At 69.8% G+C, this 25150-nt stretch carries 22 protein-coding genes; 18 read left to right on the forward strand and 4 right to left on the reverse strand.

Features of this window, described 5'->3' with window-relative positions:
* Positions 1 to 203 precede the first annotated feature (203 nt).
* The 8 genes from RSP_RS16760 (at position 204) to RSP_RS16795 (ending at position 9358) form a co-directional block, all read left to right on the forward strand.
* The gene (locus RSP_RS16760; protein WP_011339139.1) at positions 204 to 1151 is read left to right on the forward strand and encodes an ABC transporter permease; all 948 of its coding nucleotides are present in this window, start codon (positions 204 to 206) and stop codon (positions 1149 to 1151) included.
* Entirely contained in the window at positions 1144 to 2088 is a 945-nt protein-coding gene (locus tag RSP_RS16765; protein ID WP_011339140.1) for an iron chelate uptake ABC transporter family permease subunit, read from the forward strand. Before RSP_RS16760 ends, RSP_RS16765 begins: the two co-directional genes overlap by 8 nt.
* Positions 2085 to 2843 (forward strand): iron ABC transporter ATP-binding protein, encoded by a 759-nt coding sequence (locus tag RSP_RS16770; protein ID WP_011339141.1) that lies wholly within the window; start codon positions 2085 to 2087, stop codon positions 2841 to 2843. Before RSP_RS16765 ends, RSP_RS16770 begins: the two co-directional genes overlap by 4 nt.
* A 111-nt stretch (positions 2844 to 2954) precedes the next feature.
* Positions 2955 to 5051, forward strand: a complete 2097-nt coding sequence (locus tag RSP_RS16775; RefSeq protein WP_017140336.1) for a TonB-dependent receptor domain-containing protein — start codon at positions 2955 to 2957, stop codon at positions 5049 to 5051.
* A 115-nt stretch (positions 5052 to 5166) separates the two neighbouring features.
* Positions 5167 to 6774, forward strand: coding sequence for a sensor histidine kinase (locus tag RSP_RS16780; RefSeq protein WP_227590665.1), 1608 nt, complete (start codon positions 5167 to 5169; stop codon positions 6772 to 6774).
* Between the two features lie 308 nt (positions 6775 to 7082).
* Positions 7083 to 7775, forward strand: coding sequence for an NAD-dependent deacylase (locus tag RSP_RS16785; RefSeq protein ID WP_011339143.1), 693 nt, complete (start codon positions 7083 to 7085; stop codon positions 7773 to 7775).
* Positions 7776 to 7884: 109 nt separating this feature from the next.
* A complete protein-coding gene (locus RSP_RS16790; protein WP_011339144.1) occupies positions 7885 to 8907 on the forward strand; it encodes a lysine-2,3-aminomutase-like protein in 1023 nt (340 codons plus the stop codon).
* Between the two features lie 55 nt (positions 8908 to 8962).
* Complete coding sequence (locus tag RSP_RS16795; protein WP_002723831.1) at positions 8963 to 9358, forward strand: cupin domain-containing protein; 396 nt, start codon at positions 8963 to 8965, stop codon at positions 9356 to 9358.
* A 34-nt stretch (positions 9359 to 9392) separates the two neighbouring features.
* Here RSP_RS16795 and RSP_RS16800 read toward each other — a convergent pair whose 3' ends face one another.
* A complete protein-coding gene (locus tag RSP_RS16800; RefSeq protein WP_017140339.1) occupies positions 9393 to 10634 on the reverse strand; it encodes a lytic murein transglycosylase in 1242 nt (413 codons plus the stop codon).
* Positions 10635 to 10974: 340 nt separating this feature from the next.
* Positions 10975 to 11184 carry a hypervirulence associated TUDOR domain-containing protein gene (locus RSP_RS16805; protein WP_011339146.1) on the reverse strand — a complete coding sequence of 70 codons (210 nt, stop codon included), beginning with the start codon at positions 11182 to 11184 and terminating at the stop codon, positions 10975 to 10977.
* A gap of 230 nt (positions 11185 to 11414) precedes the next feature.
* Here RSP_RS16805 and RSP_RS16810 point away from each other — a divergent pair, with 230 nt between their 5' ends.
* The 7 genes from RSP_RS16810 to RSP_RS16840 all read left to right on the forward strand — a co-directional run bounded on the left by RSP_RS16810 (position 11415) and on the right by RSP_RS16840 (position 18720).
* Positions 11415 to 13013, forward strand: coding sequence for an ABC transporter substrate-binding protein (locus RSP_RS16810; protein ID WP_002723837.1), 1599 nt, complete (start codon positions 11415 to 11417; stop codon positions 13011 to 13013).
* 67 nt (positions 13014 to 13080) lie between these two features.
* Entirely contained in the window at positions 13081 to 14088 is a 1008-nt protein-coding gene (locus tag RSP_RS16815) for an ABC transporter permease subunit (RefSeq protein ID WP_002723839.1), read from the forward strand.
* 7 nt (positions 14089 to 14095) lie between these two features.
* On the forward strand, positions 14096 to 14998 hold the full coding sequence (locus RSP_RS16820; protein WP_002723841.1) for an ABC transporter permease subunit: 903 nt from the start codon (positions 14096 to 14098) through the stop codon (positions 14996 to 14998).
* A 4-nt stretch (positions 14999 to 15002) separates the two neighbouring features.
* A complete protein-coding gene (locus RSP_RS16825; protein ID WP_009561433.1) occupies positions 15003 to 15851 on the forward strand; it encodes an ABC transporter ATP-binding protein in 849 nt (282 codons plus the stop codon).
* The gene (locus RSP_RS16830; protein ID WP_002723845.1) at positions 15851 to 16699 is read left to right on the forward strand and encodes an ATP-binding cassette domain-containing protein; all 849 of its coding nucleotides are present in this window, start codon (positions 15851 to 15853) and stop codon (positions 16697 to 16699) included. Before RSP_RS16825 ends, RSP_RS16830 begins: the two co-directional genes overlap by 1 nt.
* A gap of 152 nt (positions 16700 to 16851) precedes the next feature.
* Positions 16852 to 17247 (forward strand): VOC family protein, encoded by a 396-nt coding sequence (locus RSP_RS16835; protein ID WP_011339147.1) that lies wholly within the window; start codon positions 16852 to 16854, stop codon positions 17245 to 17247.
* A 69-nt stretch (positions 17248 to 17316) separates the two neighbouring features.
* Positions 17317 to 18720 (forward strand): coiled-coil domain-containing protein, encoded by a 1404-nt coding sequence (locus RSP_RS16840; protein ID WP_011339148.1) that lies wholly within the window; start codon positions 17317 to 17319, stop codon positions 18718 to 18720.
* Positions 18721 to 19024: 304 nt separating this feature from the next.
* On the opposite strand, the gene RSP_RS16845 is transcribed toward RSP_RS16840, so the two are convergent.
* Positions 19025 to 20419, reverse strand: coding sequence for a HAMP domain-containing sensor histidine kinase (locus tag RSP_RS16845; RefSeq protein WP_011339149.1), 1395 nt, complete (start codon positions 20417 to 20419; stop codon positions 19025 to 19027).
* Entirely contained in the window at positions 20416 to 21090 is a 675-nt protein-coding gene (locus RSP_RS16850; protein ID WP_011339150.1) for a response regulator, read from the reverse strand. Before RSP_RS16850 ends, RSP_RS16845 begins: the two co-directional genes overlap by 4 nt.
* A gap of 243 nt (positions 21091 to 21333) precedes the next feature.
* On the opposite strand from RSP_RS16850, the gene RSP_RS16855 reads away from it, so the two are divergent.
* The 3 genes from RSP_RS16855 to RSP_RS16865 all read left to right on the forward strand — a co-directional run bounded on the left by RSP_RS16855 (position 21334) and on the right by RSP_RS16865 (position 25114).
* Entirely contained in the window at positions 21334 to 22785 is a 1452-nt protein-coding gene (locus RSP_RS16855; RefSeq protein ID WP_011339151.1) for a DegQ family serine endoprotease, read from the forward strand.
* A gap of 226 nt (positions 22786 to 23011) precedes the next feature.
* Positions 23012 to 23713 (forward strand): hypothetical protein, encoded by a 702-nt coding sequence (locus RSP_RS16860; RefSeq protein ID WP_017140340.1) that lies wholly within the window; start codon positions 23012 to 23014, stop codon positions 23711 to 23713.
* 165 nt (positions 23714 to 23878) lie between these two features.
* Positions 23879 to 25114, forward strand: a complete 1236-nt coding sequence (locus RSP_RS16865) for an MFS transporter (RefSeq protein ID WP_011339152.1) — start codon at positions 23879 to 23881, stop codon at positions 25112 to 25114.
* Positions 25115 to 25150: the final 36 nt, after the last annotated feature.

Raw genomic sequence — 25150 nt, forward strand, 5'->3', positions numbered from 1 at the left:
CGGGCCTCGGGCCCGACGTCTTCTCCGCCCCCGGAAAGGTGATCGCCCGCACTGGACCCCGGCTGCGGGGGCGGTTATCCGTCGGCGCGTCGCGTGGAGCCAGTTCCAGCCACACGCCGGAACCCTTCGGGAGATCTGCGCGATGATCCGACCCTTCTCGGCCGGCCTCGGCCCGGGCCTTCCCGGGCGGGAGCGGGGCTGACATGGCCTTCCGCCTGGCCCTCGTGGCTCTTTTGCCGCTGGCGGTGCTGAGCCTCTTCGTCGGGGCCGCGGGGCTCGGCCCGGCGGCCCTCTGGTCCGATCCGCAGGGGCACCTCCTTCTGATCGTCTCGCGCCTGCCGCGCACGCTGGCGGTGATCCTCACCGGCTCGGCGCTTGCGGTGGCGGGCGTCGTCATGCAGCAGCTCGTGCGCAACCGCTTCGTCGAGCCCGGCACAACGGGCACCGCCGAGGGCGCGGCCATCGGGCTGCTTGTCGTCACGCTGGCGGCGCCCGGCGCGGCGCTCTGGGTGAAGATGATCGTGGCGAGCCTCGCCGCGATGGCAAGCACCGGCCTCTTCCTCGCGCTGATCCGCCGCCTGCCGCCGCGCGAGGTGCTGCTCGTGCCGCTGGTGGGCCTCATCCTCTCGGGCGTGCTGCAGTCGGCCGCGACCTTCGTCGCCTGGCAGGCGGACATGATGCAGCTCGTGGGGATCTGGCTCATGACGGGCGAATTCTCGGGCGTGCTTGCGGGGCGCTACGAGCTTCTGTGGGTGGCGGCCGCGGCCGCCGCGCTCGCCTTTCTGGCTGCCGACCGGTTCGCGATCCTGGGCCTCGGCGAGCGGACGGCGGTGGGGCTCGGGCTCGATGCGAGAGGCGTGATGCGGCTGGGACTCCTTGTGGTGGCGGTGGTGACGGCGATGGTGGTGGTGACGGTCGGCATGGTGCCCTTCGTGGGCCTCGTGGTGCCGAACCTCGTCAACCGGATCATGGGCGACAACCTGCGCGCCACCCTGCCCGTGGTGGCGGCGGGGGGCGGGGCGCTGGTGCTGGCCTGCGATCTGATCGGCCGCCTCGTGCGCTATCCCTACGAGCTGCCGGTGGGCACGGTGCTGGGCGTGCTGGGCTCGCTCCTCTTCCTCTGGCTCCTCTGGAGGCCCGCGCGTGGATAGGTCGATCCGCTGGCTGGTGCCGATCTGCCTCGTCGTCGCCGGACTCTATCTCTTCTGGGGGCTCCGGGCGGCGAACTGGGCCTTCGCGCTGGAGCTGCGGGCCACGCGGCTCGCGGCGCTGACGGTGGTCGGGGCCTCGGTGGGGGTGGCCACGGTGCTCTTCCAGACGGTGAGCACCAACCGCATCCTCACGCCCTCGATCATGGGGTTCGACGCGCTCTATGTGCTGATGCAGACGGCGCTGGTGGCGGTTCTGGGCATCTCGGGCTTCGCGGCCCTGCCGGGCGGGACGAAGTTCCTGCTCGAGACCGGGGGGCTGGTGGCGGCGGCGCTCCTCCTCTTCGGGACGCTGCTCGCCCGGGGGGCGCAGGATCTGCCGCGGATGATCCTGACCGGCGTGATCTTCGGGATCCTCTTCCGCTCGGCTGCGGGCTTCGTGGGCCGTCTGCTCGATCCGAACGCCTATGCGGTGGTGCAGCAGGCGAGCTTCGCCACCTTCTCGCGGGTGGAGGCGGGCCTGCTGCCCTGGGCGGGGCTCCTTGCGCTGTCGGCGATGGGCACGGCACTGGTGCTCGCCCCGCGGCTCGATGTGCTGGCGCTGGGGCGGCGGACATCGGTGCCGCTGGGGCTCGGACACGACCGGCTCGCGCTTCTCACGCTGGGGCTGGTGGCGGTGCTGGTTGCCAGCGCCACCGCGCTCGTGGGTCCGATCGGCTTCTTCGGGCTGATCGTGGCCTCGCTCGCCCATGCGCTGACCGAGCGGGCGCGCCATGCGGCGCTGCTGCCCGCGGCGGCTTTGTCGGCCGTGGCGCTGCTCGTGGGCGGACAGTTCCTCTTCGAGCGGCTGCTGCGCCTCGAGGGGACGCTCAGCGTCGTGGTCGAACTGGCGGGCGGGCTCTTCTTCCTGTGGCTTCTGATGAAGGGACGGATCCGATGATCGAGCTTGAGGGCGTGGGCCACCGGATCGACGGGGCCGAGATCCTGACCGATGTGACGACGCGGCTGCCGAAGGGGGCGCTCACGGCGCTGATCGGGCCGAACGGGGCGGGCAAGTCCACGCTGCTCTCGCTCATCGCGCGGCTCGCGCCGCTGGGGCAGGGGCGGATCCGGGTGGACGGGCTGGATGTGGCCCGCACCCCGTCGCGCCAGCTCGCGCTGAAGATGGCCGTGCTCGGGCAGGAGACGGCGGTGGGCAGCCGCCTCAGGGTGCATGAGCTGGTGGGCTTCGGCCGCTGGCCGCACCATCAGGGCCGCCGCACGCCCGCCGATGCGGCGGCGGTGGAGGAGGCCATCGCGGTGTTCGAGCTGGGCCCGCTCGCCGACCGCTTCCTCGACGAGCTCTCGGGCGGCCAGCGCCAGCGCGCCTTCCTCGCCATGACCTTCGCCCAAGGAACGGACTGGCTCCTGCTCGACGAGCCGCTGAACAATCTCGACATGGCCCATGCCCGCGCCCTTCTGTCGCGGCTGAACGACCTCGTCCGCACCGGGGGCCGCAGCGTCGTCGTGGTGATGCACGACGTGAACTATGCCGCCGCCTGGGCCGACCACATCCTCGCCCTGAAGGACGGGCGGATCGCGGCCGAAGGCACCCCGGCCGAGGTGCTGACGACCCCGATCCTGCACCGGCTCTACGGGATCGAGATGGAAGTGGCCGAGCATCGCGGACGGCCTCTGGTGCTGCACCACGTCTGACCGGGCGCGGTTGACTCGGCCGTCGGGCGCTAATACTAGCGAATTACTCAGGTATCGCACCCACGGTTGCGAGCTCAGGCGCATCCATCGAAAAACTCAAGGGATTCTCCCATGCCTCCGACGTCCCATGCCGGACGCGGCTTGTCTTTCAACGTGCCGAGCCGCCGTCCCATCGCCCCCTTCCCCAGACGGGGGCGCCGCGCCCTCCTTGCCGCCGGCACCCTCCTCTCCACCGGCCTGACCGCTCAGGCCCAGACCGCGGCCGAGCCCATCGCCCTCGATCAGATCACGGTGACGGCGGGCGGCTTCGAGCAGAACGTGGCCGACGCGCCCGCCTCTGTCTCGATCATCACCCGCGAGGATCTGGAACGCGGCAATGTCACGAGCCTGTCGGACGCGCTGCGCGAGGCGCAGGGCGTCGTGACCACGGGCGTGGCCGGCGAGCAGGACATCTTCATCCGCGGCCTGCCGGGGGCCTATACGCTGATCCTCGTGGACGGGAAGCGGCAGGGCACGCGCGAGAGCCGCACCAACGGCAATGCGGGCTGGGAGCAGAGCTTCATCCCGCCGGTCGCCGCCATCGAGCGGATCGAGGTGGTGCGCGGGCCCATGTCCTCGCTCTACGGCTCGGATGCCATGGGTGGCGTCATCAACATCATCACCCGCAAGGTGGCCGACCGCTGGTCGGGCTCGGTCACGGCCGAGACCGTGCTGCCGGAAGCCTCCGAGGACAGCGGCAACCGGCAGCTCTCGTTCTATCTCTCGGGGCCGGTGGTGCCGGACAGGCTCGGGCTCCAGATCTGGGGCAGGGTCCTCGATCAGGACGAGGCAGAGCTGCTCTCGGGTCAGCCCGGGCAGGAGGACCGCGACCTGACCGCGCGCCTGACCTGGGCGCTCACCGAGGATCAGGAACTGCGGCTCGAGGCCGGGCGGACGGGCCTCGACCGCGATCTCACCCCCGGGCGCACTCTGGACGAGACCGCCAATCCCAGCCGGCAGAAGAACATCCGCGAGCATTGGTCGGTGAGCCACAGCGGGCGCTGGGGCGATGTGACGACCGATCTCTCGTTCCAGCAGGAGAAGGGCCGCCGCACCACCTGGAGCACGGTGGAGGGCCGCCTCGTCGAGGATGAGCGCGCGCCCGAGATCGTGAACTCGGTGCTCGACGCCAAGGTGACGGTGCCGCTGACATGGGCGGGCAGCCATACGCTCGTGGGCGGCGGGCAATACAAGCGCGCCGACCTCACCGACCAGAATCCGGGCATCGGCGACGGGCGCGACTACGACTGGCAGCTCGACGAATGGGCGCTGTTCCTCGAGGACGAATGGCGCCTGCATCCCGACTTCGCCCTGACGCTCGGGGCGCGCTACACGCAGAACGAGGATTTCGGCGGCCATGTCACGCCGCGTCTTTATGGCGTGTGGAACGTGACGCCCGACCTCACGATCAAGGGGGGCGCCTCGGCCGGCTACCGGACCCCCGAGATCCGCCAGACCGCGGCGGGCTATTACTACACCACCGAACGCGGCGCGGGCGTGATCGTGGCCAACAGCGACCTCGATCCCGAGAGCAGCACCAGCTACGAGATCGGGGCGCTCTGGCAGTCGGGCCGGTTCGAACTGGGGGCCACCGCCTATCGGACCGATTTCGCGGACAAGATCGAGAGCCGCAAGACCGACCGGCGGATCACAGTGGGCGGCACCGACTACAACCGGTGGGAATGGTACAACGTTCAGGATGCGACCCTGACCGGGGTCGAGCTGACGGCACGGGCCGAGATCACCGACAGCCTGTCTCTGCGCGGCAGCTACACCTGGACCCATTCGGAACAGGAGTCGGGCGATTACGAGGGCCTGCCGCTCGCCCGCACGCCCGAGCACATGGCCTCGCTCCGGCTCGACTGGCTGACGCCCGTCGATGGGCTCGAGGCCTGGAGTGCCGCGACCTACCACGGCTCGGAGATCAACGCGGGTGCGCGGATCGGCAGCAACGGCCGGCCCTATGCCGAGAATGACGCCGGCCAGGTGATCGCCTACAAATACGGTTCCTATGCGACGGTGGACGTGGGCGCGAGCTACCGGGTCTCCGAGGCCATGATGCTGAACGCGGCCGTCTACAATCTCTTCGACGAAGGCATCTCCGTCGAGGAGCAGAACGCCTCCGGCTCGGGCCGGAGGCTCTGGGTCGGGCTCACCGCAAACTTCTGACCCGCGACTGTCCGCGGCGGCCCCGGGTCCGGGCCTGCCGCGGCGGCAACCTGCGGCCACGGAGGTGCTTGAGCCCGGCGGACGGGCGGCCTAGGGTGTGCGCCAGATGCGCAACATGACCAGCCCGGCAGGCAAGCCCTTGCGATCGACCCACTTCATCGCGCTGAGGATGGGAGCGGCCATTCTGGCCGTGCTCGGCATGGTGGTCTGGGCCGTCTGGTCGTGGAACGAAGAGGTTGCCGCCCTCGAAGAGCAGGGGCAGTCCAAGGCGCGCCTGATCTCGCTCTATGTCGAGCGGCTGGTGCAGACCCAGGTGATCCTGCAGCAGGCGGCGCTGCGCGATCTCAAGGATCAGGGACCGGACTATCTGACGTCGCCGCCGTTCGAGGGCTTCCTGACGGCCATCGAAAGCGCGCAGACCTCCTCGGGCGGGATTGCCGTCCATGCGCCGGACGGGCGGGTGCTCGCCCAGGGCCGGCTCTATCCTTCCGACTTCCGCTTTCCCATCGAGGCTTTCCGTGCCGCACGCGCCGCGGGCTGGACGGTCTTCGTCGGGCGCTTCGAAACCGCCGACCCGGTCAATGACCGGCTCTTCGTCGCCACCGACTTCTCCGACGAGGGGCAGGACGCCATCTTCGTGTCGATGCTCACCCTCGGATCGATCCGGGCCTTCCTGCAGCAGATCGCCCCGAGCCCGACGGATGCCGCGTCGCTGCTGCGCACGGACGGATATCTGCTCCTGCGCCGGAACGTCTCGCGACCGATCATGCTCGACGAGACCGCCCCCGCGGTCGAGGCGACCAAGGGTCATGTCTCGGGCAGCTACCGTACCGTTGCGATCTCGGACGGCATCAACCGGCTCTACAGCTTCACCCGTGTGCCCGACCTGCCGCTGGTGGCCAATTATGGCGCGCCCGTCTCGGAGATCCGCGCCGGCTGGCTCTGGCGCGTCGTGCCGATCTGGATGTTCCTCGGGTTGCTCGCGCTCTTCATCTTCGTGCTCTCGGGGCGCATCCGTCGCGCGATGGAGCTGAGTGTCATCGCGCTCGAGACCCGCCAGCAGCTCGAGGCGACGCAGAAGATCGCCGAGCAGCGGGCCCGGCTGATGCAGGAGCTGAGCCACCGGGTGAAGAACAACCTCGCGCTCGTGCTCGCGCTGATCGACCGGCAGATCCGCACGCGCGGCGGGATCGAACCGCTGGAGCTGCGCGGCCGGATCATGGCCATCGCCGAGGTCCACTCGATGCTCTTCGCGGCGGGCGAGCGCTACGATCTCGATTTCGGCCGGCTGATCGAACGGTTGAGCCTCAGCGAGGCGCTGGTGCCGCCGGAACGCTCGATCACCGTCGACCGCGACGTCGAGGAGGGGATCCGCATCGGGCCTGACAGCGCGGTGCCGCTGGCGCTCGTCGCGGCGGAACTGCTGACGAACGCGGTGAAGCATGCCTTTCCCGACGGGCGGCCGGGGCGGATCCGCGTGTCGCTGCACCATGTCGGTGCCGACACCGCGCGGCTGGAGATCGCCGACGACGGCGTGGGCCTGCCCGAGGGGGCGGAACCGAAGCCCTCGGGGCTGGCGATCGTCGAGGCCCTCGTGGCGCAGGCCGACGCCGTTCTCGAGCGCCGGAACGAGGGCGGCGCCTGCTTCCGCCTCACCTTCCCGATCCGCGGCCATACCACGGCCGACCTTCCGAGCCGGACCCTCGCGCGCAAGGCGGGATGATCGTATTTTTATTTGCAAGAAAAGCCTTGGAGGCTGAAGTTCAAATTTGATCTGAGGATGAGGGTTCGGCTCGAACGGGCAGGGACGCCCACCTCGGGACCCGAAAAGACCGCCACCAGAGGCAGCGTCCGCGTCAAGGCACGCCGGTCTCGATGCGGTCCCGGTCCTGCGGCGGGCGCAGCTCGTGCTCTGCGCGACATTGATCGCGCAACATACAGAATTCGTTTCCGAAAGATGCAAGCGCCGGGGCGGCGCCGGTCGACCTGCCGCGGCTGGCGCCGGAGCGGGCGGACTGGTAGCTTCGGCCCATGGATTCGATCTTCATCCTGACCGGCGCCGGGATCTCGGCCGAAAGCGGGCTCGGCACTTTCCGGGACAAGGACGGCCTCTGGACCCGCTACGACCTGAGCCGCGTGGCCACGCCCGAGGGCTTTCGCGCCGATCCCGCTCTGGTCCATGACTTCTACAACATGCGCCGGAAGAACTGCCTCGACGCGGCCCCCAACGCAGCCCATGCGGCCCTTGCGCGGCTCGGGCGCGACCATCCGGGCGAGGTGACGCTGGTCACGCAGAATGTGGATGACCTGCACGAGCGGGCGGGCTCGACCGGCGTGATCCACATGCACGGCGAGCTGCGCCGCGCGCTCTGCGCGGCCTGCGGCCACCGCTGGCCTGCGCCCGAGCGCATGAGGTCCGAGGACGCCTGCCCGAGCTGCGGCCGGCCCGCCACCCGCCCCGACATCGTCTGGTTCGGCGAGATGCCCTATCGGATGGACGAGATCCTCGAGCGGCTGGCGCGGGCCACGCTCTTCGTGGTGATCGGCAGTTCCGGAGAGGTCTATCCCGCCGCGGGCTTCGTCGACGAGGCGGCGGCGCAGGGCATTCCCACGCTCGAGATCAATCTCGAGCCGAGCGGACGCCGCGGCCTGTTCGACCGCGGCCTCTACGGGCCTGCCACCGAGGTCGTGCCGCGCTGGGTGGCCGGGCTCCTGCGCGACTAGCCCCCGCCGCAGCCGGGGGACATTCCCGCCGACAGGGCGGATTCGCCGCTTGCGTCCGCGCGAGGGTGCGACGATAAGGCGCCCCTCTTTTGCGATGGAGGCTGTCCTGATGGACCGCGCGCTGGAAAATCTCAGGGATCTTTGCGACGCCGGGCTGACCGATCCGGCCGAGAACCGGCTGGAAGAGGTTGCGCGCGCCTTCCGCATCCGGCTGACGCCGCAGATGGTGGCCGCCTCGGACGACCCGTCCGTGGCGCGCCAGTTCGTGCCCACGCTCGACGAGCTGGAGATCCGCCCCGAGGAACTGGCCGATCCCATCGGCGACGCGGCGCGCAGCCCGGTGCCGGGCCTGACCCATCGCTACCCCGACCGGGTCATCCTGCATGTCACCCGCACCTGCGATGTCTATTGCCGCTTCTGCTTCCGCCGCGAGGTGGTGGGCAGCGAGGGGATCCTGCCCGAGGCCGACCTGTCGGCGGCGCTCGACTATATCGATGCCACGCCCTCGGTGCGCGAGGTGATCCTCACCGGGGGCGATCCGCTCACCCTGTCGCCACGGCGGCTGCGCGCGATCATCGGGCGGCTCGGCCAGATCGGCCATCTCGATCAGGTGCGCATCCACAGTCGCGTGCCGGTCGTGGCGCCCCACCGGATCGACGACAACATGCTGCGCGCGCTGCTCGGGCCGATCCCCGTCTGGATCGTGGTCCATGTGAACCATCCCGGCGAGCTGCGCCTCGATGCGCGCGCGGCGCTGGGGCGGCTGGCCGACCGGGGCATTCCACTCCTGTCGCAGTCGGTGCTGCTGCGCGGGGTGAACGATACCGTCGACACGCTTGAGGAGCTGTTCCGGGCGCTGCTGCGCCTCAGGGTCAAGCCCTATTACCTGCATCATTGCGACCTCGCAAAGGGCGCGGGCCATTTCCGCCCCACGATCGACGAGGGCCGCGCACTGATGGCCGAGCTCAGGCGCCGGATCACCGGGATCGGCCTGCCGAGCTATGTGCTCGACCTGCCGGGCGGGTTCGGCAAGGTTCCCCTCACGTACGACCATCTGATCGCCGACGGTCCCGGCCGCTGGCAGGTGCGCGACCCGCAGGGCGGCCTGCATCCCTACGCCGATCCCGACTGACGGATGATCGATGGCGTGCTAGGCTCGGGCCCATCATCGGGGGAGGAGCCGCGCCATGGCCGACTGTCGCAAGCTGCGTCCGACGGGTCTCTACGACGGCCGTCAGGGCTTCACCTACAACGAGGGCGTCTCGGCGCAATCCGTGGGATCGCAGGGCATCTGCATGCATCTCCTGACCATTCCCCCCGGCGGCCGCGCCCGGGCGCACAAGCATGCGAGCCATGAGACGGCGATCTATGTGCTCGAGGGCGAGACAGTGATGTTCTGGGGCGAACGGCTCGAGCACCGGATGGAGGTGGGCGCGGGCGAGCTGCTCTATATCCCCGCCGACATGCCGCATCTGCCGATGAACCTCTCGGACCGGCCGGCCGTGGCGGTCATCTCGCGCACCGATCCGAACGAGCAGGAGAGCGTGACGCTCCTGCCCGAGCTCGAGGCTCTCGTGCCCTGAGACGCGCGGCTTTGCGGGGCGGGGAGGCCCGCCCTCAGCCGCCCAGCCGGCGCAGGAGCGGAACCGAGGGCTGGCCGGTGACCGGCAGGCCGTTCGCCGCCTCGTAAGCCGAGATCGCGGCCTCGGTCTTGCTTCCCACCACCCCGTCGGTTCCGCCGGTGTCGTAGCCCGCCGAGGTCAGGCGGCGCTGCAGCTCCTGCCGGTCGGCCTTGGTCATGCCGCGGGCGTCCGGCGGGAAGCGGCCCCGGATCGGCGGCCCGCCGCGGAGACGGTCCGACAGGTGCCCCACGCCGATGACGTAGTTCTCGGCATTGTTGTAGCGGGTGATGACGGTGAAGTTGCGGAAGACCATGAAGGCGGGTCCGGCGAGCCCCATCGGGATGAGGATGGAAGCCGCGCCGTGGTCGGGCACCGCGCGCCCGTCCATGTCGCGCACGCCCATGGCCGTCCAGGCCGCCGGGCTGCGCGTGGTGCCGCGCCCCGCGAGGCCGCTGTTGAACCCGGCCGGAAGCTGCACCTCCACACCCCACGGCTGACCGCGCCGCCAGCCCGAGCGCGACAGATAGGCCGCGGCCGAGGCAAGCGCGTCCGTCGGATCGTCCGACCAGATGTCGCGGCGGCCGTCGCCGTTGAAATCGACCGCATAGGCCAGATACGAGGTCGGGATGAACTGGGTGTGCCCCATCGCGCCCGCCCAGCTGCCGGTCAGATGGGCGGGATCGGTGTCGCCCGACTGCAGGATCTTCAGCGCGGCGATCAGCTGGCTTTCGAAGAAGGCGCCGCGGCGGCCCTCGAAGGCGAGGGTGGAGAGGGCCGAGACGATCGGCACGTCGCCCCGCCGCTCGCCATAGCGGCTCTCGACGCCCCAGACGGCGGTCACGACCTCGGCCTCGACCCCGTAGCGGGATTCGATCTGCGAGAGCACGCCCGCATGACGCGCGAGGGCCGCGCGACCCAGCGACACCCGCTCCTCGGAGGCGGCGATCGAGAGGTAATCCTCGGTCGTGCGGGTGAATTCGGTCTGGTTGCGGTCGCGCTCGATCACGTCGGGCAGGAAGCCCGCCGAGCGAAAGGCGCGGTCGAAGGTGCCGGGGTCGATGCCCGCGCCGAGCGCACGCGGCCGGAAGCCCGCCACCCAGGCGTCCCAGGCCGGGTTCGGCACGGCGCGCATCGCGGGCTCCGGCGCCGCGCCGGAACCGATCCCGAAGCCGCCGCCGCAGCCGGCGAGCCCCGTCGCCAACAGTCCGAGCATCACCGCGCGCCGCGTCGCCTGCATTCCGTTTCCTCCGGGTTCTTGTGATCCTGCCTCGAACCGGAGCCTAACGGAAACGGGCGCAGGCGCAATTGGCTCGGCGGCGCCCTGCCGAGGCGGCGCCTGAGCGAGGCCCCGCGGCCTGAACTGCCGCCGATCCTGTCGGCCCATGGACGCGAGCGCCTTTCGCGGGACAAGAGCAAGCGAAGGCCCAGCCTGCACGGCTGCCCGAGGGGCGCAATCGGATCAAAGCGCGCGGTTGAGCTTCTGCCTTCAGGCGCACCCGCCGCCCGTGCGCGGGTGGCACATCTGCAGGAGCGGTGCGGCCGGCCCGTTGGTCGGACCGTCCGTCTCAGGTCCGAGGCTACTTCTTCTTCAGCGAATCGGGCTTATGCGCGGCGCGGGCGCCGGTCTTGTCGCTTTCGACGATATATTGCGGATCGTCTGTCGAGGCCTTGACCGCATGGCCCTTGATCTTCGTGTCGCGCGTCTGCTTCTTCACCACATGGCCCTCGGTCCGGCCCTGGCTCGTGTTCCAGACCACGGCATCGCCCTTCTTGAGTTTATCGGTCATCCGTCCTCCTCGAGCGGCCCTGCGGCGACCCGCCGCGCATGTCAGGGGGACCGTCCTTGCGGCCCATGCGCGCAACGCAAACGGCGACCCCGCGTTCCTGTTTTGCCGGAGCGTCGCAACGTCACCCTTGAGAATTCGCCTTGCAAAGGTTTTCAACAGCGCATTTGATCCTGTCGAGGCGCCGCTCGTTCGCAAGAAGGCGGCACTTCCAACATGATGGAGGTTCACCCATGAAATTCGCACATCTGCTGGCCGCGTCTTCGCTGGCCCTGATGGCTGCTGCCGGAGCCCACGCCAAGACGCTGGTCTATTGCTCGGAAGGGTCGCCCGAGGGGTTCGACCCCGCGCCCTACACCGCCGGCACCACCTTCGACGCGGCCTCGCAGGCGGTCTACAACCAGCTCGTCGAGTTCAAGCCGGGCACGACCGAGATCGCCCCCGCGCTGGCCGAGAGCTATGAGATCTCGGACGACGGGCTGGAATACACCTTCCACCTGCGGCCGGGCGTCAAGTTCCACACGACCGACTTCTTCACGCCCACGCGCGAGATGAACGCCGACGACGTGATCTTCTCGTTCCTGCGTCAGGGCGACGAATCCAGCCCGTGGCACCAGTATGTGGCCGGGATCACCTACGAATATTACAGCGGCATGGAAATGCCGACCGTGATCAAGGAGATCCAGAAGGTCGACGACCTGACGGTGAAGTTCGTGCTGACCCGTCCCGAGGCGCCCTTCCTCGCCAATCTCGCGATGGACTTCGCCTCGATCCTGTCGAAGGAATATGCCGACAAGCTGGAGGCCGAGAACCGCAAGGAAGACCTGAACAACGCGCCGGTCGGCACCGGCCCGTTCAAGTTCGTGGCCTACCAGAAGGACGCGGTCATCCGCTATCAGGCCAATGACGACTACTGGGCCGGGCGCGAGAAGATCGACGATCTGATCTTCGCCATCACCCCCGATCCGGCGGTGCGGATGCAGAAGCTGCAGGCCGGCGAATGCCACATCATGCCCTATCCGGCGCCCGCCGACATCGAGGCGCTGAAGGCCGACGAGAACCTGCAGGTGATGGAGCAGCCGGGCCTGAACGTGGCCTATCTCGCCTACAACACCACCGTGGCGCCCTTCGACAATCCGAACGTCCGCAAGGCGCTCAACATGGCGATGAACAAGGAGGCCATCCTCGAGGCGGTCTTCCAGGGCACGGGGCAGGTCGCCAAGAACCCGATCCCGCCGACCATGTGGAGCTACAACGACGCGGTCGAGGACACGGCCTTCGATCCCGAAGCGGCCAAGAAGCTCCTCGAGGAAGCCGGCGTGTCGGATCTCTCGATGGAGATCTGGGCGATGCCGGTGCAGCGTCCCTACATGCCGAACGCCCGGCGCACGGCCGAGCTGATGCAGGAAGACTTCGCCAAGATCGGCGTCAAGGTCGAGATCGTCTCCTACGAGTGGGGCGAGTATCTGAAGAAATCGACCGACCCGTCGCGCAAGGGCGCGGTCATCCTCGGCTGGACGGGCGACAACGGCGACCCGGACAACTTCATGGGCGTGCTGCTGGGCTGCTCGGCCACCGGCGACGGCGGCGCGAACCGCGCGCAATGGTGCAACAAGGAGTTCGACGACCTGATCCAGAAGGCGAAGGTCACGGCGGATCAGGCGGAGCGCACCAAGCTCTACGAAGAGGCGCAGGTCGTCTTCAAGCGCGAGAACCCCTGGGCCACCATCGCCCATTCGACGGTCTTCATGCCGATGTCGAAGAAGGTCTCGGGCTATGTGATGAACCCGCTGGGCAAGCACAGCTTCTCGGGCGTCGATATCGAAGAGTGAAACGGCTAAAGTAACGGGCAGGCGCGCCGGGAGCACCCCGGCGCGCCTCTCATCATTCAGGGCTCAGATGATCAGATTCCTCCTCGGCAAGCTTGCCTATCTGATACCGACCTTCCTCGGCATCACCATCGTGGCCTTCGGCTTCGTGCGGCTCCTGCCGGGCGATCCGGTGCTGCTCCTGGCGGGCGAACGCGGCATCACGCCCGAGCGTCACGCCGAACTCTCGGCCCAGCTCGGCTTCGACCGACCCATCTGGGTGCAGTATTTCGACTTCCTCGGGAACCTGTTTCAGGGCGACTTCGGCCTGTCGCTGACCACCAAGAAACCCGTCCTGACCGAGTTCCTGACGCTGTTCCCGGCGACGGTCGAGCTCGGACTGGTGGCGGTCACGCTCGCCACGCTGATCGGCATTCCGCTGGGCGTCTTCGCCGCCATCAAGCGCGGCAGCTGGTTCGACCAGATCTCGATGGGCACGGCGCTGGTGGGCTATTCGATGCCGATCTTCTGGTGGGGGCTGCTGCTCATCATCTTCTTCTCGGGCATCCTGAAATGGACCCCGGTCTCGGGGCGAATCGACCTGCTCTACTTCTTCCCGAACGGCACCGGCTTCATGCTGTGGGATTCGCTCGTTTCGGGGCAGAAGGGCGCCTTCCTCTCGGCGGTGCGCCACCTGATCCTGCCCGCCATCGTGCTGGCCACGATCCCGATGGCGGTGATCGCGCGGCAGTCGCGCTCGGCCATGCTCGAGGTGCTGGGCGAGGACTATGTCCGCACCGCGCGGGCCAAGGGCATGAGCCCCTTCCGCGTGATCTCGGTTCATGCGCTGAGGAACGCGCTGATCCCGGTGGTGACGACCATCGGCCTGCAGGTCGGCGTGGTGATGGCGGGGGCCATCCTCACCGAGACCATCTTCTCCTGGCCGGGCATCGGCAAATGGATGATCGACTCCATCTCGCGCCGCGACTATCCGTCGGTGCAGGGCGGCCTGCTGCTCATGGCGGGCGTCGTGATGCTGGTCAACCTGATCGTCGATCTCCTCTACGGGGTCATCAACCCCCGCATCCGTCATTCGTGAGGGCTCCATGACCGACGTGACAAAGCCCGTTTCGCAGGGCTCGGAAACGAAGCGCCTGCTGCGCGAGTTCTGGTTCTACTTCTCCGAGAACCGTGGTGCCGTGATCGGCCTCTGCGTCTTCCTCGCGCTCGTGCTGATCGCGGCCTTCGCCCCGCTGCTCGCGCCGCACAGCCCGACGCTCCAGAACCGCGACGCGCTGCTCGTGCCGCCGTTCTGGGAGCAGGGCGGCAACCCGAGCTTCCTTCTCGGCACCGATGCGGTCGGCCGCGACATCCTCTCGCGGCTGATCTTCGGCGCGCGGCAGTCGCTCTTCATCGGCTGTGTGGTGGTCTCGATCGCGCTCACGGGCGGCATCATCCTCGGCCTCGTTGCGGGCTTCTTCGGCGGATGGGTGGATGCGGTCATCATGCGGGTGATGGATGTGATCCTGGCCTTCCCGTCGCTGCTCCTCGCGCTCGTGATGGTGGCGATCCTCGGGCCGGGGCTGACCAACGCGATGATCGCCATTGCCATCGTGCTGCAGCCCCACTTCGCGCGGCTCACGCGGGCGGCGGTGATGGCCGAGAAGAACCGCGAATATGTCATGGCCGCGCGCGTGGCCGGGGCAGGGCGCCTGCGGCTGATGTTCCGCACCATCCTGCCCAACTGCCTCGCGCCGCTGATCGTGCAGGGGACGCTCTCCTTCTCGAATGCCGTGCTCGACGCGGCGGCGCTCGGCTTCCTCGGCATGGGCGCGCAGCCGCCGACCCCCGAATGGGGCACGATGCTTGCCGAAGCGCGCGAGTTCATCCTGCGCGCCTGGTGGGTGGTGACTTTCCCCGGTCTCGCGATCCTCATCACCGTGCTCGCGATCAACCTCGTGGGCGACGGGCTGCGCGACGCGCTCGACCCGAAACTGAAGCGGAGCTGAGCCGATGGCGCTACTCGAAATCCGCAACCTCTCCGTCAGCTTCGCCACCTCGACCGGCCGCTTCCATGCCGTGCGGGGCATCGACATGACCGTCAACAGCCGCGAGGTTCTGGCGGTCGTGGGCGAAAGCGGCTCGGGCAAGTCGGTGGCGATGCTCGCCACCATGGGCCTCCTGCCCGCCACCGCCACGGTCGAGGCCGACATGCTGCGCTTCGACGGCCGCGACATGCTCACCATGTCGGACGCCGACCGGCGCAAGCTCATCGGGCGCGACATCTCGATGATCTTCCAGGAGCCGATCGCCTCGCTGAACCCCTGCTTCACGGTGGGCTTCCAGCTCGAGGAGGTGCTGCGCGTCCATCTGGGCCTCGGGGCCCGCGAGCGGCGCGCCCGCGCCATCGAGCTGTTCCAAGCGGTGGGCATCCCCGATCCCGAGGCGCGGCTCTCGTCCTACCCGCACCAGATGTCGGGCGGCCAGTGCCAGCGGGTGATGATCGCCATCGCCATCGCCTGCCAGCCGAAGCTCCTGATCGCCGACGAGCCCACGACCGCGCTCGACGTGACGATCCAGAAGCAGATCCTCGACCTGCTGATGAAGCTGCAGGAGGATACCGGCATGGGCCTCATCATGATCACCCACGACATGGGCGTGGTGGCCGAGACGGCCGACCGGGTGGTGGTCATGTACAAGGGCCGCAAGATGGAGGAGGCGGGCGTGCTCGAGATCTTCGAGGCGCCGAAACATCCCTATACGCGGGCGCTCCTGTCGGCGCTGCCGGAGCTTGCCACCGGCGACCGGCTGCCCACCGTCTCGGATTTCATCGACACCGAAGCTCTGGCAGGAGGCGCGTGATGGCCCCGGTTCTCGAAGCCCGCAACATCGTGCGCGACTATGCCGGCTCGGGCGGCCTCTTCCGCCGGGCCAAGCCCGTGCGCGCGCTGAAGGGCATCTCCTTCACCGTCGAGCAGGGCCGGACGCTGGCCGTGGTGGGCGAAAGCGGCTGCGGAAAGTCCACGCTGGCGCGGATCATCACCCTGATCGATCCCGCGACCGAGGGCGAGCTGCTGATCGACGGCGAGCCCATCGACATCGCGACGCAGGGCCTGCCCGCGGGCCTGCGCCGCAAGGTGCAGATCGTATTCCAGAACCCCTACGGCTCGCTCAACCCGCGCCAGAAGGTGGGCGACATGCTGATGGAGCCGCTGATCCTCAACACCGAGGACAGTGCGGCCCAGCGGCGCGAGAAGGCGATGGCGATGCTGGTGAAGGTCGGGCTTCTGCCCGAGCATTTCCACCGCTACCCGCACATGTTCTCGGGTGGCCAGCGCCAGCGCCTCGCCATCGCGCGGGCGCTGATGGTGAATCCGCGGCTTCTGGTGCTCGACGAGCCGGTCTCGGCGCTCGACCTGTCGGTGCAGGCGCAGGTGCTGAACCTTCTGGCCGACCTGCAGGAAGAGTTCGACCTCACCTATGTCTTCATCAGCCACGATCTTTCGGTGGTGCGCTACATCGCCGACGATGTGATGGTGATGTGGAAGGGCGAGGTGGTGGAATACGGCACCCGCGACGCGGTGTTCGGCGCGCCGCAGCATGCCTATACCCGCACGCTGTTCGCGGCGACGCCCGTGACCGATGTGGCGGCGATCCGCGCCCGCGTCGAGCGCCGCCGGGCGGCCGGCATCGGCGCCCCCGCCGCGTGAGGCTTCGGGGGCGGCCGCCCGCGGCCGTCTCCTCCCTTCGTGACCGACCTCGTGACGCCTCCGCGCGGCCCGTCCGGCCGAGGGAGGCGACCTCCGGCGGCAGCGCTGCCGCCCCTCCCTTTCCCTGCGGCACCTGTTCAGGAGGACCACCCTTGGCCAAGATGATCCACAGCATGATCCGCGTGCAGGACGAGGCGCGCTCGCTTGCCTTCTACCGCGAGGCCTTCGGCCTCGAGGTGGCCGAGCGGCTCGATTTCGAGAGTTTCACGCTGCTCTATCTCTCGAACGCCGAAAGCGAGTTCGAGCTGGAGCTCACCGTCAACAAGGGCCGCGCGGAGCCCTATGCCCTTGGCGACGGTTACGGCCATCTGGCGGTCTCGGTCGCAGATGTCGCAGCCGAGCATGCACGGCTGACGGAGGCGGGCCTCAACCCCCGGAAAATAGTGGATTTTGCCCCCGGCGGCGAGGTGATCGCCCGCTTCTTCTTCATCGCGGATCCCGACGGATACCAGATTGAAGTCTTGGAGCGCGGCGGCCGCTACAAGTAAGCTTCCGCCCGGTGCCGGCGCCCGGGTCGATCGGAGCGCTCCGGTCTCAGTTGGAAGCAAGGGGGTATCATGCCGAAGAGCATGGGAATGGCCGTCGCCGTGCCGGTGACGCTCGCGGTCATCGCGGCCGGGGGTGCCGGCGTCGGGGCCTACATGTACAACGAGCGCAACCTCGCGCTCGAGGAACTGGCGCGGCAGTCCGAGCTGAGCGGCTCGATTGCGACGCTCGAGACCGAGGTCGCGGGCCTGACCTCGCAGGTCAAGGCCGCCGAGGGGCAGCTTGGCGATCTGAACGGCCAGCTCGAGGCCGCCAAGGCCGAACTGGCCGAGGTTCAGGGCCAGCATGACCGCCTCTCCTCCGAGCTCGAGCCGATGCGCGCGGAGATCGCGAGCTTCGATAGCCGGAAGGCCGAGGCCGAGGAGAGCACCGCGAAGGCCATCGCCGATTTTCAGGCGGCGGACGCGCGGCTGAAGGAGCTGACGGACCGCGAGGACAACCTGCGCGCCACCGTCTCGAAGCTCGCGGCCGAGGTGCAGGATCTCGACCGCCGGATGGAGGGCCTGCGCGCCGAAAGCGGGGCGCTGGTGGCGGCGGCCCAGTCGGCCGCCCGGCAGCGCACGGATCTGCAGGGCATGGTCGAGACGCTGGCGGGCCTCCTCGCCACCCGGTCGGAGGAGCTGGTGCAGCTCGAACGGCGGATCGGCGAGCAGGATCTGAAGGTGCCCGCCGCAGGCCCGGCTCCGCTCGCCGCTGCCGCGGGTGCGGCCTCGCAGGCCCCGGACGGGGCGGGCGCCGCAGAGCCGGCCGCGAAGGAGGCCGAGACCGCCGCGCCGGAGACGGACGCCGCAGGGCAGACCGCTTCGCAGGCCGAAGGCTCGGAGGCAGGGTCCCAGCCTGCGGCCGAACCGGAGGCGGCCGAGGCCGACGGCGGGAATGGCGCAGCCGAGGAGCCGGAGGCGGGTGCGCAGGACGAGGGTGCCGACGCCGCGGCCGAGCCGGCCCCGACTGGCGCATCGGAGGATGCGCCGGATGACGCCGCAGCCGAAGGATCGACCGCAGAGGCCGAAGCGGCACCTGAGGCATCCGGGAGTACGGCTGGAGCGTCTGATGACGCGGCCTCCCAGGGATCGACCGCCGCCAGCGAGGAACCCGAAGCCGCGCCTCCGTCCGAGGCGCCTGCGAAGGCCGAGGCTCCGGACCTCGGAGCCGGGACCTACGGGATCGGGCCGCTGTTCGCGACCTTCTCTCCCGACGGCTCCTTCACCATGCGGAATGTCGAACTCGACACCTCGGCTTCAGGCAAGTGGGAGGTGACCGATGGTCTCCTCACGCTCTCCGACCCCGAGGGCGGCAGCGGCTCCTCGAGCTTTCCCATGCTGTGCCAGCTGGTGAAGGAGGCGGAGGCGCTGAAGCTTGCCAAGGCGCAGACCGGCAGCTGCCCGCTCGCCGGCATGGAGATCGCCCGCCGCTGAGACGGAAGCCCCTGACCCTCGCCGGGCTCCGCCGGGCGAGGGTCGCCGTTGTCTCCCGCTCGACGCCTTACAGCTTGCGGTCCGACGCGATCCGATGTCGGGAAGCGAGCCGGAGCACGATGCCTTGAGCCTCCTCGGACGGCGCCCTCTGCTCGTGATCCGAGAGCTGAGGGTGGAGCCGGCGGTTGAAGAGAGCACGGTCGCCGGTCGGCCGTTGAATGAGGCACGGGTGCCGGCGATTTCTCAAAGGCGCTCCGCCCGGCTCGGGAGTTTGCTTCGGGCAGCCCATAAGCTACGGCTCGTCTCACTCTCCGACCGGCAGCCGCAGCGTAACGCGCAGGCCGGGCTCCGCGTCGTGCAGCTCGACGCGGCCGCCGTGAAGGCGCGCCACCGCGGCGACGAGGCTGAGGCCCAAGCCGCTTCCCTCGCTGTTGCGGCTCCGCTCGAGCCGGTAGAAGCGGCGGAAGACCGCCTCGCGCTCGGCCGCGGGAATGCCCGGCCCGTCATCCTCGACCGTCACCACCGCCTCCGCCCCCTCGCGCCTCACCGTCAGCGCGACATGGGCGGGCGGTGGGCAATGGCGGAAGGCATTCTCGACGAGGTTGGAGATGGCCTGCGCGAGCAGATCGCGGTCGCCCTCGACCGCCACGGGCTCGATCCGGGCGTCGATGCGGTGACCCATCTCCTCGGCCACCGGCTCCAGCAGTTCGTGGAGATCGTCGGCAAGCCGCCCCAGATCGAGCCTCGCGAAGCGCGGGCGGGCGCCGCCGCCCTCGATCTGGGCGATGCGCAGCACGGCGTTGAAGATCCGCACGATCCGGTCCGCCTGACCGACCGCCGAGGCGATGTCCGCCGCGGCATCCTCAGGCAGATCCTCGCGCAGCATCAAGGGTTCGAGCGAGGTGCGCAGGCGCGTGATGGGCGTCCTCAGATCGTGTGCCACGTCGGAGGAGACCTGCCGGAGGCTCTCGACCGTCAGCTCCAGCTGGTCGAGCGTCGCATTCACGGCGCCCGCGATGCGGCCGATGTCGTCGCTGCCCGCATCCTGCACCCGCTCGGACAGATCGCCGGCCGACGCCCGCGTGAGCACGCTCGAAAGGCGCGCGATCCGCCGTTCCGCCCCCCAGGCGAGGATCCCCGCCACCCCCAGTGCCAGCAGAAGCGCGAGCGCCAGCCCCGAGGCCACCGCCCGGATCACGATCGCCCGCACCTCGTCGAGCGCGCTCGTCTGGCGGGCCGCGATCACATAGCCCGCCGGGATGCGCAACCCGTAGGCCGAGAAGCCGATCCCGTCGGGCGCCGCGCCCGGCAGCAGCATGTCTCGCCCCGAGACGAGTTCGCGCGACCCGACGAAGGGCTCGGGCAGGTGGAAGTTGCCGAAGACGATCCGGCCGGAATTGTCGATGAAGAGATAGAGGTTGGCGAAGTCGCGCGTGGTGGCCACATTCGCCGCGATCTGGGCGTGCAGATCGACCAGCCCCGCCACCTGCCAGGTCGCGGCCAGCGACTCCGCCATCTGCCGGGCATCCGCGCGCAGCCGGTCCTTCAGCGCGCCCGTCAGCAGCGGGACCGACACGAGCCCGGCCAGAAGCGTGGCCCCCACGAAGATCAGCGCAAGCCGCGCCGCCAGCCGCAGCGAGGAGGAGCCGGACAGGCGCGAGATCCCCGCCTGCGGATCGGGGGAGGGGCGCAGGCTCATGCCTTCAGCATGTAGCCCGCGCCCCGGACCGTGTGGAGCAGCGGCTTGTCGAACGGCCGGTCGATCTTGGCGCGCAGGCGGCTCATGTGGGTCTCGACGACGCTGGTGCCGGGATCGAAATGGAAATCCCAGACCGCTTCGAGCAGCATGGTGCGCGTCTGCACGCGCCCCGCGGCCCGCATCAGATGTTCGAGAAGCCGGAATTCGCGCGGCTGGAGGTCGATCTCGGTGCCGCCGCGGCTGACGGTGCGGCGCACGGTGTCGAGCGTGAGATCGCCCACCCGCAGAAGATCGCGCGCCCCCTCGGCCAGGGCAGGACGACGCGCCAGCGCCGCCAGCCGCGCTGACAGTTCCGAGAAGGCGAAGGGCTTGACCAGATAATCGTCGGCCCCGGCCTGCAACCCCTCGACCCGGTCCGTCACCCCGCCCATGGCGGTGAGGATCAGGATCGGCGCCTTGATCTGCGCCGAGCGCAGCGCCTTGACGAGCGAGAGCCCGTCGAGCCCCGGCATCATCCGGTCGACCACGAGGAGGTCGTAGGGTTGCAGCGTCGCCTGCACCAGCGCGTCGCGCCCGTCGGGCACATGATCCACGCTGTAGCCCTCGGCCAGAAGACCCTGGCGGAGGTAGTCGGCGGTCTGGCGGTCGTCCTCGGCAAGCAGGATCTTCATGTCATTCTCCATCGACGGGAGTCTGCGCCCCCCGTCTTGCCGCAACCTTTCCGCATTCTCACGGTTCGGTAAGGTTCGAGGCGGCCCGATCCCGATCACGTCCCCGCGAGCTTACGGAATGGTAATCCGGCGGTAATCGGACCCGCAAGTGCCGCGCCCATGTTGTCCCCCAAGGCCCGCGTCCCTGCGGTCCGCGGTTCCGGCCGCCGGGCCGGGCGCGCCCCGGTAACCAAGGAGAGTTCCATGCCGATGCCCACCCCGCGTTCCTCGCTGAAGGCCGTCCTGATCGCCAGCACCCTCATCACCGCCGGTGTCGCCGGCACGGCCCTGCCGCCGACCGCGGCCCGGGCCGAGGTGCCGATGCAGGGCTATGCCGATCTCGTCGCCCGCGTCTCGCCCGCCGTCGTCTTCATCGAGGTGACGGCCAAGTCGAAGGAGTCCACGCCGATGGCGGGCTCTCCCTTCGAGGAATTCCTCCGCCGCTTCGGCGAGATCGACCCGCAGTTCCGCATGCCGCAGGCCCCCGAGGGCGGGCAGGTCATGCACGGGCTCGGGTCGGGCTTCCTGATCTCGCAGGACGGCATCATCGTCACCAACAACCATGTGGTCGAAAATGCGACCGACATGAAGGTCAAGCTCGAGGACGGCCGCGAGTTCAAGGCCGAAGTCGTGGGCACCGATCCGATGACCGACATCGCGGTGATCCGGCTGAAGGATGCCAAGGACCTGCCCTTCGTCGAGCTTGGCGACAGCGAGAAGCTGCGCGTGGGGGATGCGGTGGTGGCCGTCGGCAACCCGTTCGGGCTGGGCGGCACCGTGACCTCGGGCATCGTCTCGGCCATGGGGCGCAACATCAACTCGGGCCCCTACGACGACTACATCCAGACCGACGCGGCCATCAACCGCGGCAACTCGGGCGGCCCGCTGTTCGACACCGAGGGCAAGGTCGTCGGCATGAACACCGCGATCTTCTCGCCCTCCGGCGGCTCGGTGGGCATCGGCTTCTCGATCCCCGCGAACACGGTCAAGGATGTCGTGGCGCAGCTTCAGGACAAGGGTTCGGTCTCGCGCGGCTGGCTCGGGGTCACGGTTCAGGGCATGACTCCCGAGATCGCTCAGGCCATGGGGCTTGAGGGGCGCGACGGGGCCCTTGTGGCCGAGGTGCAGCAGGGTAGCCCCGCCGACGAGGGCGGTCTCGAGAGCGGCGACGTCATCACGGCGGTGAACGGTCAGGAGCTGACGGAGCGGGCGAGCCTGCCGCGGCTGATCGCGGCCATCCCGAACGGCGAGAAAGCCCAACTCACGGTCCAGCGCGATGGACGCCAGCAGGAGATGACCGTGACGATCGGAGAACTGACCCCCGACCGGGCGCAGGTCGCCTCGGCCGAGTCGCCCGAAGGGCTCGGCGGGCCGCTCGGCATCGAGGTCCAGCCGCTCGAGCCCGCGCTGGCACGCCAGCTCGGCCTGCCGGACGGCGCCTCGGGCGTCGTGGTGACGGCGGTCGATCCCTCGGGGCCGAACGCCGACCGGCTCGCGCCGGGCGACGTGATCCAGGAAGCGGCCGGCCACCCGATCGAGACGCCGCGCGATCTGGCCTCGGCGATGCGCGAGGCGCGCGGCAAGGGCGTGATGCTGATGAAGGTGCTGCGGCAGGGCAACCCGGTCTATGTGGGCGCCGAAGTGGCCTCGTCCTGACAAGCGCCGCCGTCCCGGGCGCGTCCCGCGCGGCCCGGGGCGCTCTGCCGGATCGACCGGCCCGTGAAGCGGATACGGGCCCCACATCGGGGCCCGTATCGGCGTTTCCGGCTGAGCGCCCGGGCGATCGGGGTCTTTCCCGGCGGGTCCATTCTGCCCGCACCCGGAACAAGCATCCCCTCCCGCGGTTGCAGGCCCTGCGTCCAACCTGGAGAGGAGGAGATCCATGAAACGCCTGACCCTCACGACCTGCGCCCTGGCGCTCGCCGGAGCCACCGCCGCCCATGCCGACTGTGCCGCGGACCTTGCATCCCTGACCGGCGCGTCCGCGGACATGCCGTCCTCGAGCGGGGCCGCTGCGGACAGCGGATCCACCACCGGCGCTTCGGGAACGGACATGTCCGCCGCGGGCGGCTCCGACATGAGCACGACCGGTTCGGCTGCCGGAGGCTCCGACATGGCGGCGGGGTCGGGTGCCGGCGGCACCTCCAGCTCCGCGATGACCGGCAGCTCCGACGTGGCCGGCGGGTCTACCTCCACGGGTTCCGGCTCGGGCAGCGGGACCGACATGGCGGGCTCCGGAGCAACGGGCTCGGGCACGACCGGCACGAGCGCGACCGGCCCCGGGACCGCCGGATCGGACGGCGCTTCGGGCATGGCCGAGGGCGAGGGCATCTCGAAGGACGGCTCGCTCGCGCCGCTGGAGGGCGCAGACGGCAGCGGGAGCAACAGCGCGACCACGGCCATGTCCGGCGCCGATGCCGAAGCCCAGCAGAACGGCGAGCCGACGGCGGCCCAGTCGGCCGAGGCCGGATCGGGGGAGGGCGCGAACACCCGCGCCGGCGTCATTCAGGAAGCCCGCACCGCTCTTGCCCGGGGCGACGAGGCGGCCTGCCTCGCGGCCATCGAGAAGGCCCGCGGCCTCTGAGCCGGACGTGAGGGGGCAGGCGGCGGCACCCCGCCGCCCGTCGCCTCTCGGGCCCGTCAGCCGGGGCGGTCCCGCCGCAGGTGCCCGCCTCGACGATAAAACCTTCATGGACCCGTTGGCCCACAGCCCGTTCCCGGCAATGATGCGCCGGGGCGGAGGGATGGCATGAGCACAGGATCTGACGGGACCGAGGGCGGCATGAGCGGCAACCGCTGGAGTTTCCTCGCGGTGACCTGCGCCGCGCTGGTCCTCTCGCTCTCGACCTGGTTCTCGGCCACCGCCGTCATGCCCGAGCTGATCCTGCGCTGGGGGCTCGGCGCGTCCGAGGCGGCGTGGCTCACGAACGGCGTGCAGGCGGGCTTCGTCGCCGGGGCGCTGATCTCGAGCGCCCTGGCCTTGCCCGACCGCCTCCATCCGAACCGGCTGATGGGAGCGGCAGCGACGGTCGCGGGGCTCGCCACACTGCTTCTTCTGCTGGAGCCCGGCCCCGCCGCGGCGATTGCGGCACGCATGCTGACCGGGGCGGCTCTGGCCTGCGTCTACCCGCCCGCGATCCGGCTCATGGCCACCTGGTTCCGGCAGGGCCGCGGGCTGGCTCTGGGCTGCCTCATCGGCGCGCTCACGCTGGGCTCCGCTTTGCCGCATCTGGTGCGGGGCCTGGGCGAGGCGCTCGACTGGCGTCTCGTGATCGGGGCGGCCGGACTCTTCAGCCTCCTGGCCGCGCCGATCTTCGGGCTGGCGCTGCGCGAGGGGCCGCATCCGTTCGGCCGGGCCGCCGCCATCGACCTCCGCCAGACCTTCGGCGTCCTGCGCAACCGCCCGGTGATGGCCGCGAACCTCGGCTATTTCGGCCACATGTGGGAGCTCTATGCCGTCTGGGGCTGGTTTCTCGCCTGGGCCCGCGCGGCGTCGGAGGCGGGGCTGGGGCTCGGCAACCTCTCGCTCCTGACCTTCGCCGTGGTCGCCGCGGGCGCGCCCGGCTGCGTGCTGGGCGGGATCCTCTCGGACCGCATCGGGCGCTGCCGCACGACGGCGCTCGCCATGGCGATCTCGGGCAGCTGTGCGCTGGCGGTGGGGCTCGCCTGGAGCGGGCCCGTCTGGCTCCTCGTGGGGCTGGCCCTTCTCTGGGGGCTCGCGATCGTGGCCGACAGCGCGCAGTTCTCGGCTGCGGTGACGGAGCTGTCCCCGCCGCATCTCGTGGGCTCGGCGCTGGCCTTCCAGATGGGCGTGGGCTTCGCGCTGACCATCGTGACGATCTGGGCCGTGCCGCTTCTGGCAGAGGCGATCGGCTGGCGCTGGGTGTTTCTCCTGCTCGTGCCGGGGCCGTTCCTCGGAACCTGGGCCATGCTCGCGCTGCGCCGGATGCCCGAGGCCGAGCGCATGGCCCACGGTCGGCGCTGACGGCCCGAGACGGGCGCGCAAAATCGCCTCGCGCCG

This window comes from Cereibacter sphaeroides 2.4.1 (genome assembly GCF_000012905.2).
Classification (GTDB): domain Bacteria; phylum Pseudomonadota; class Alphaproteobacteria; order Rhodobacterales; family Rhodobacteraceae; genus Cereibacter_A; species Cereibacter_A sphaeroides.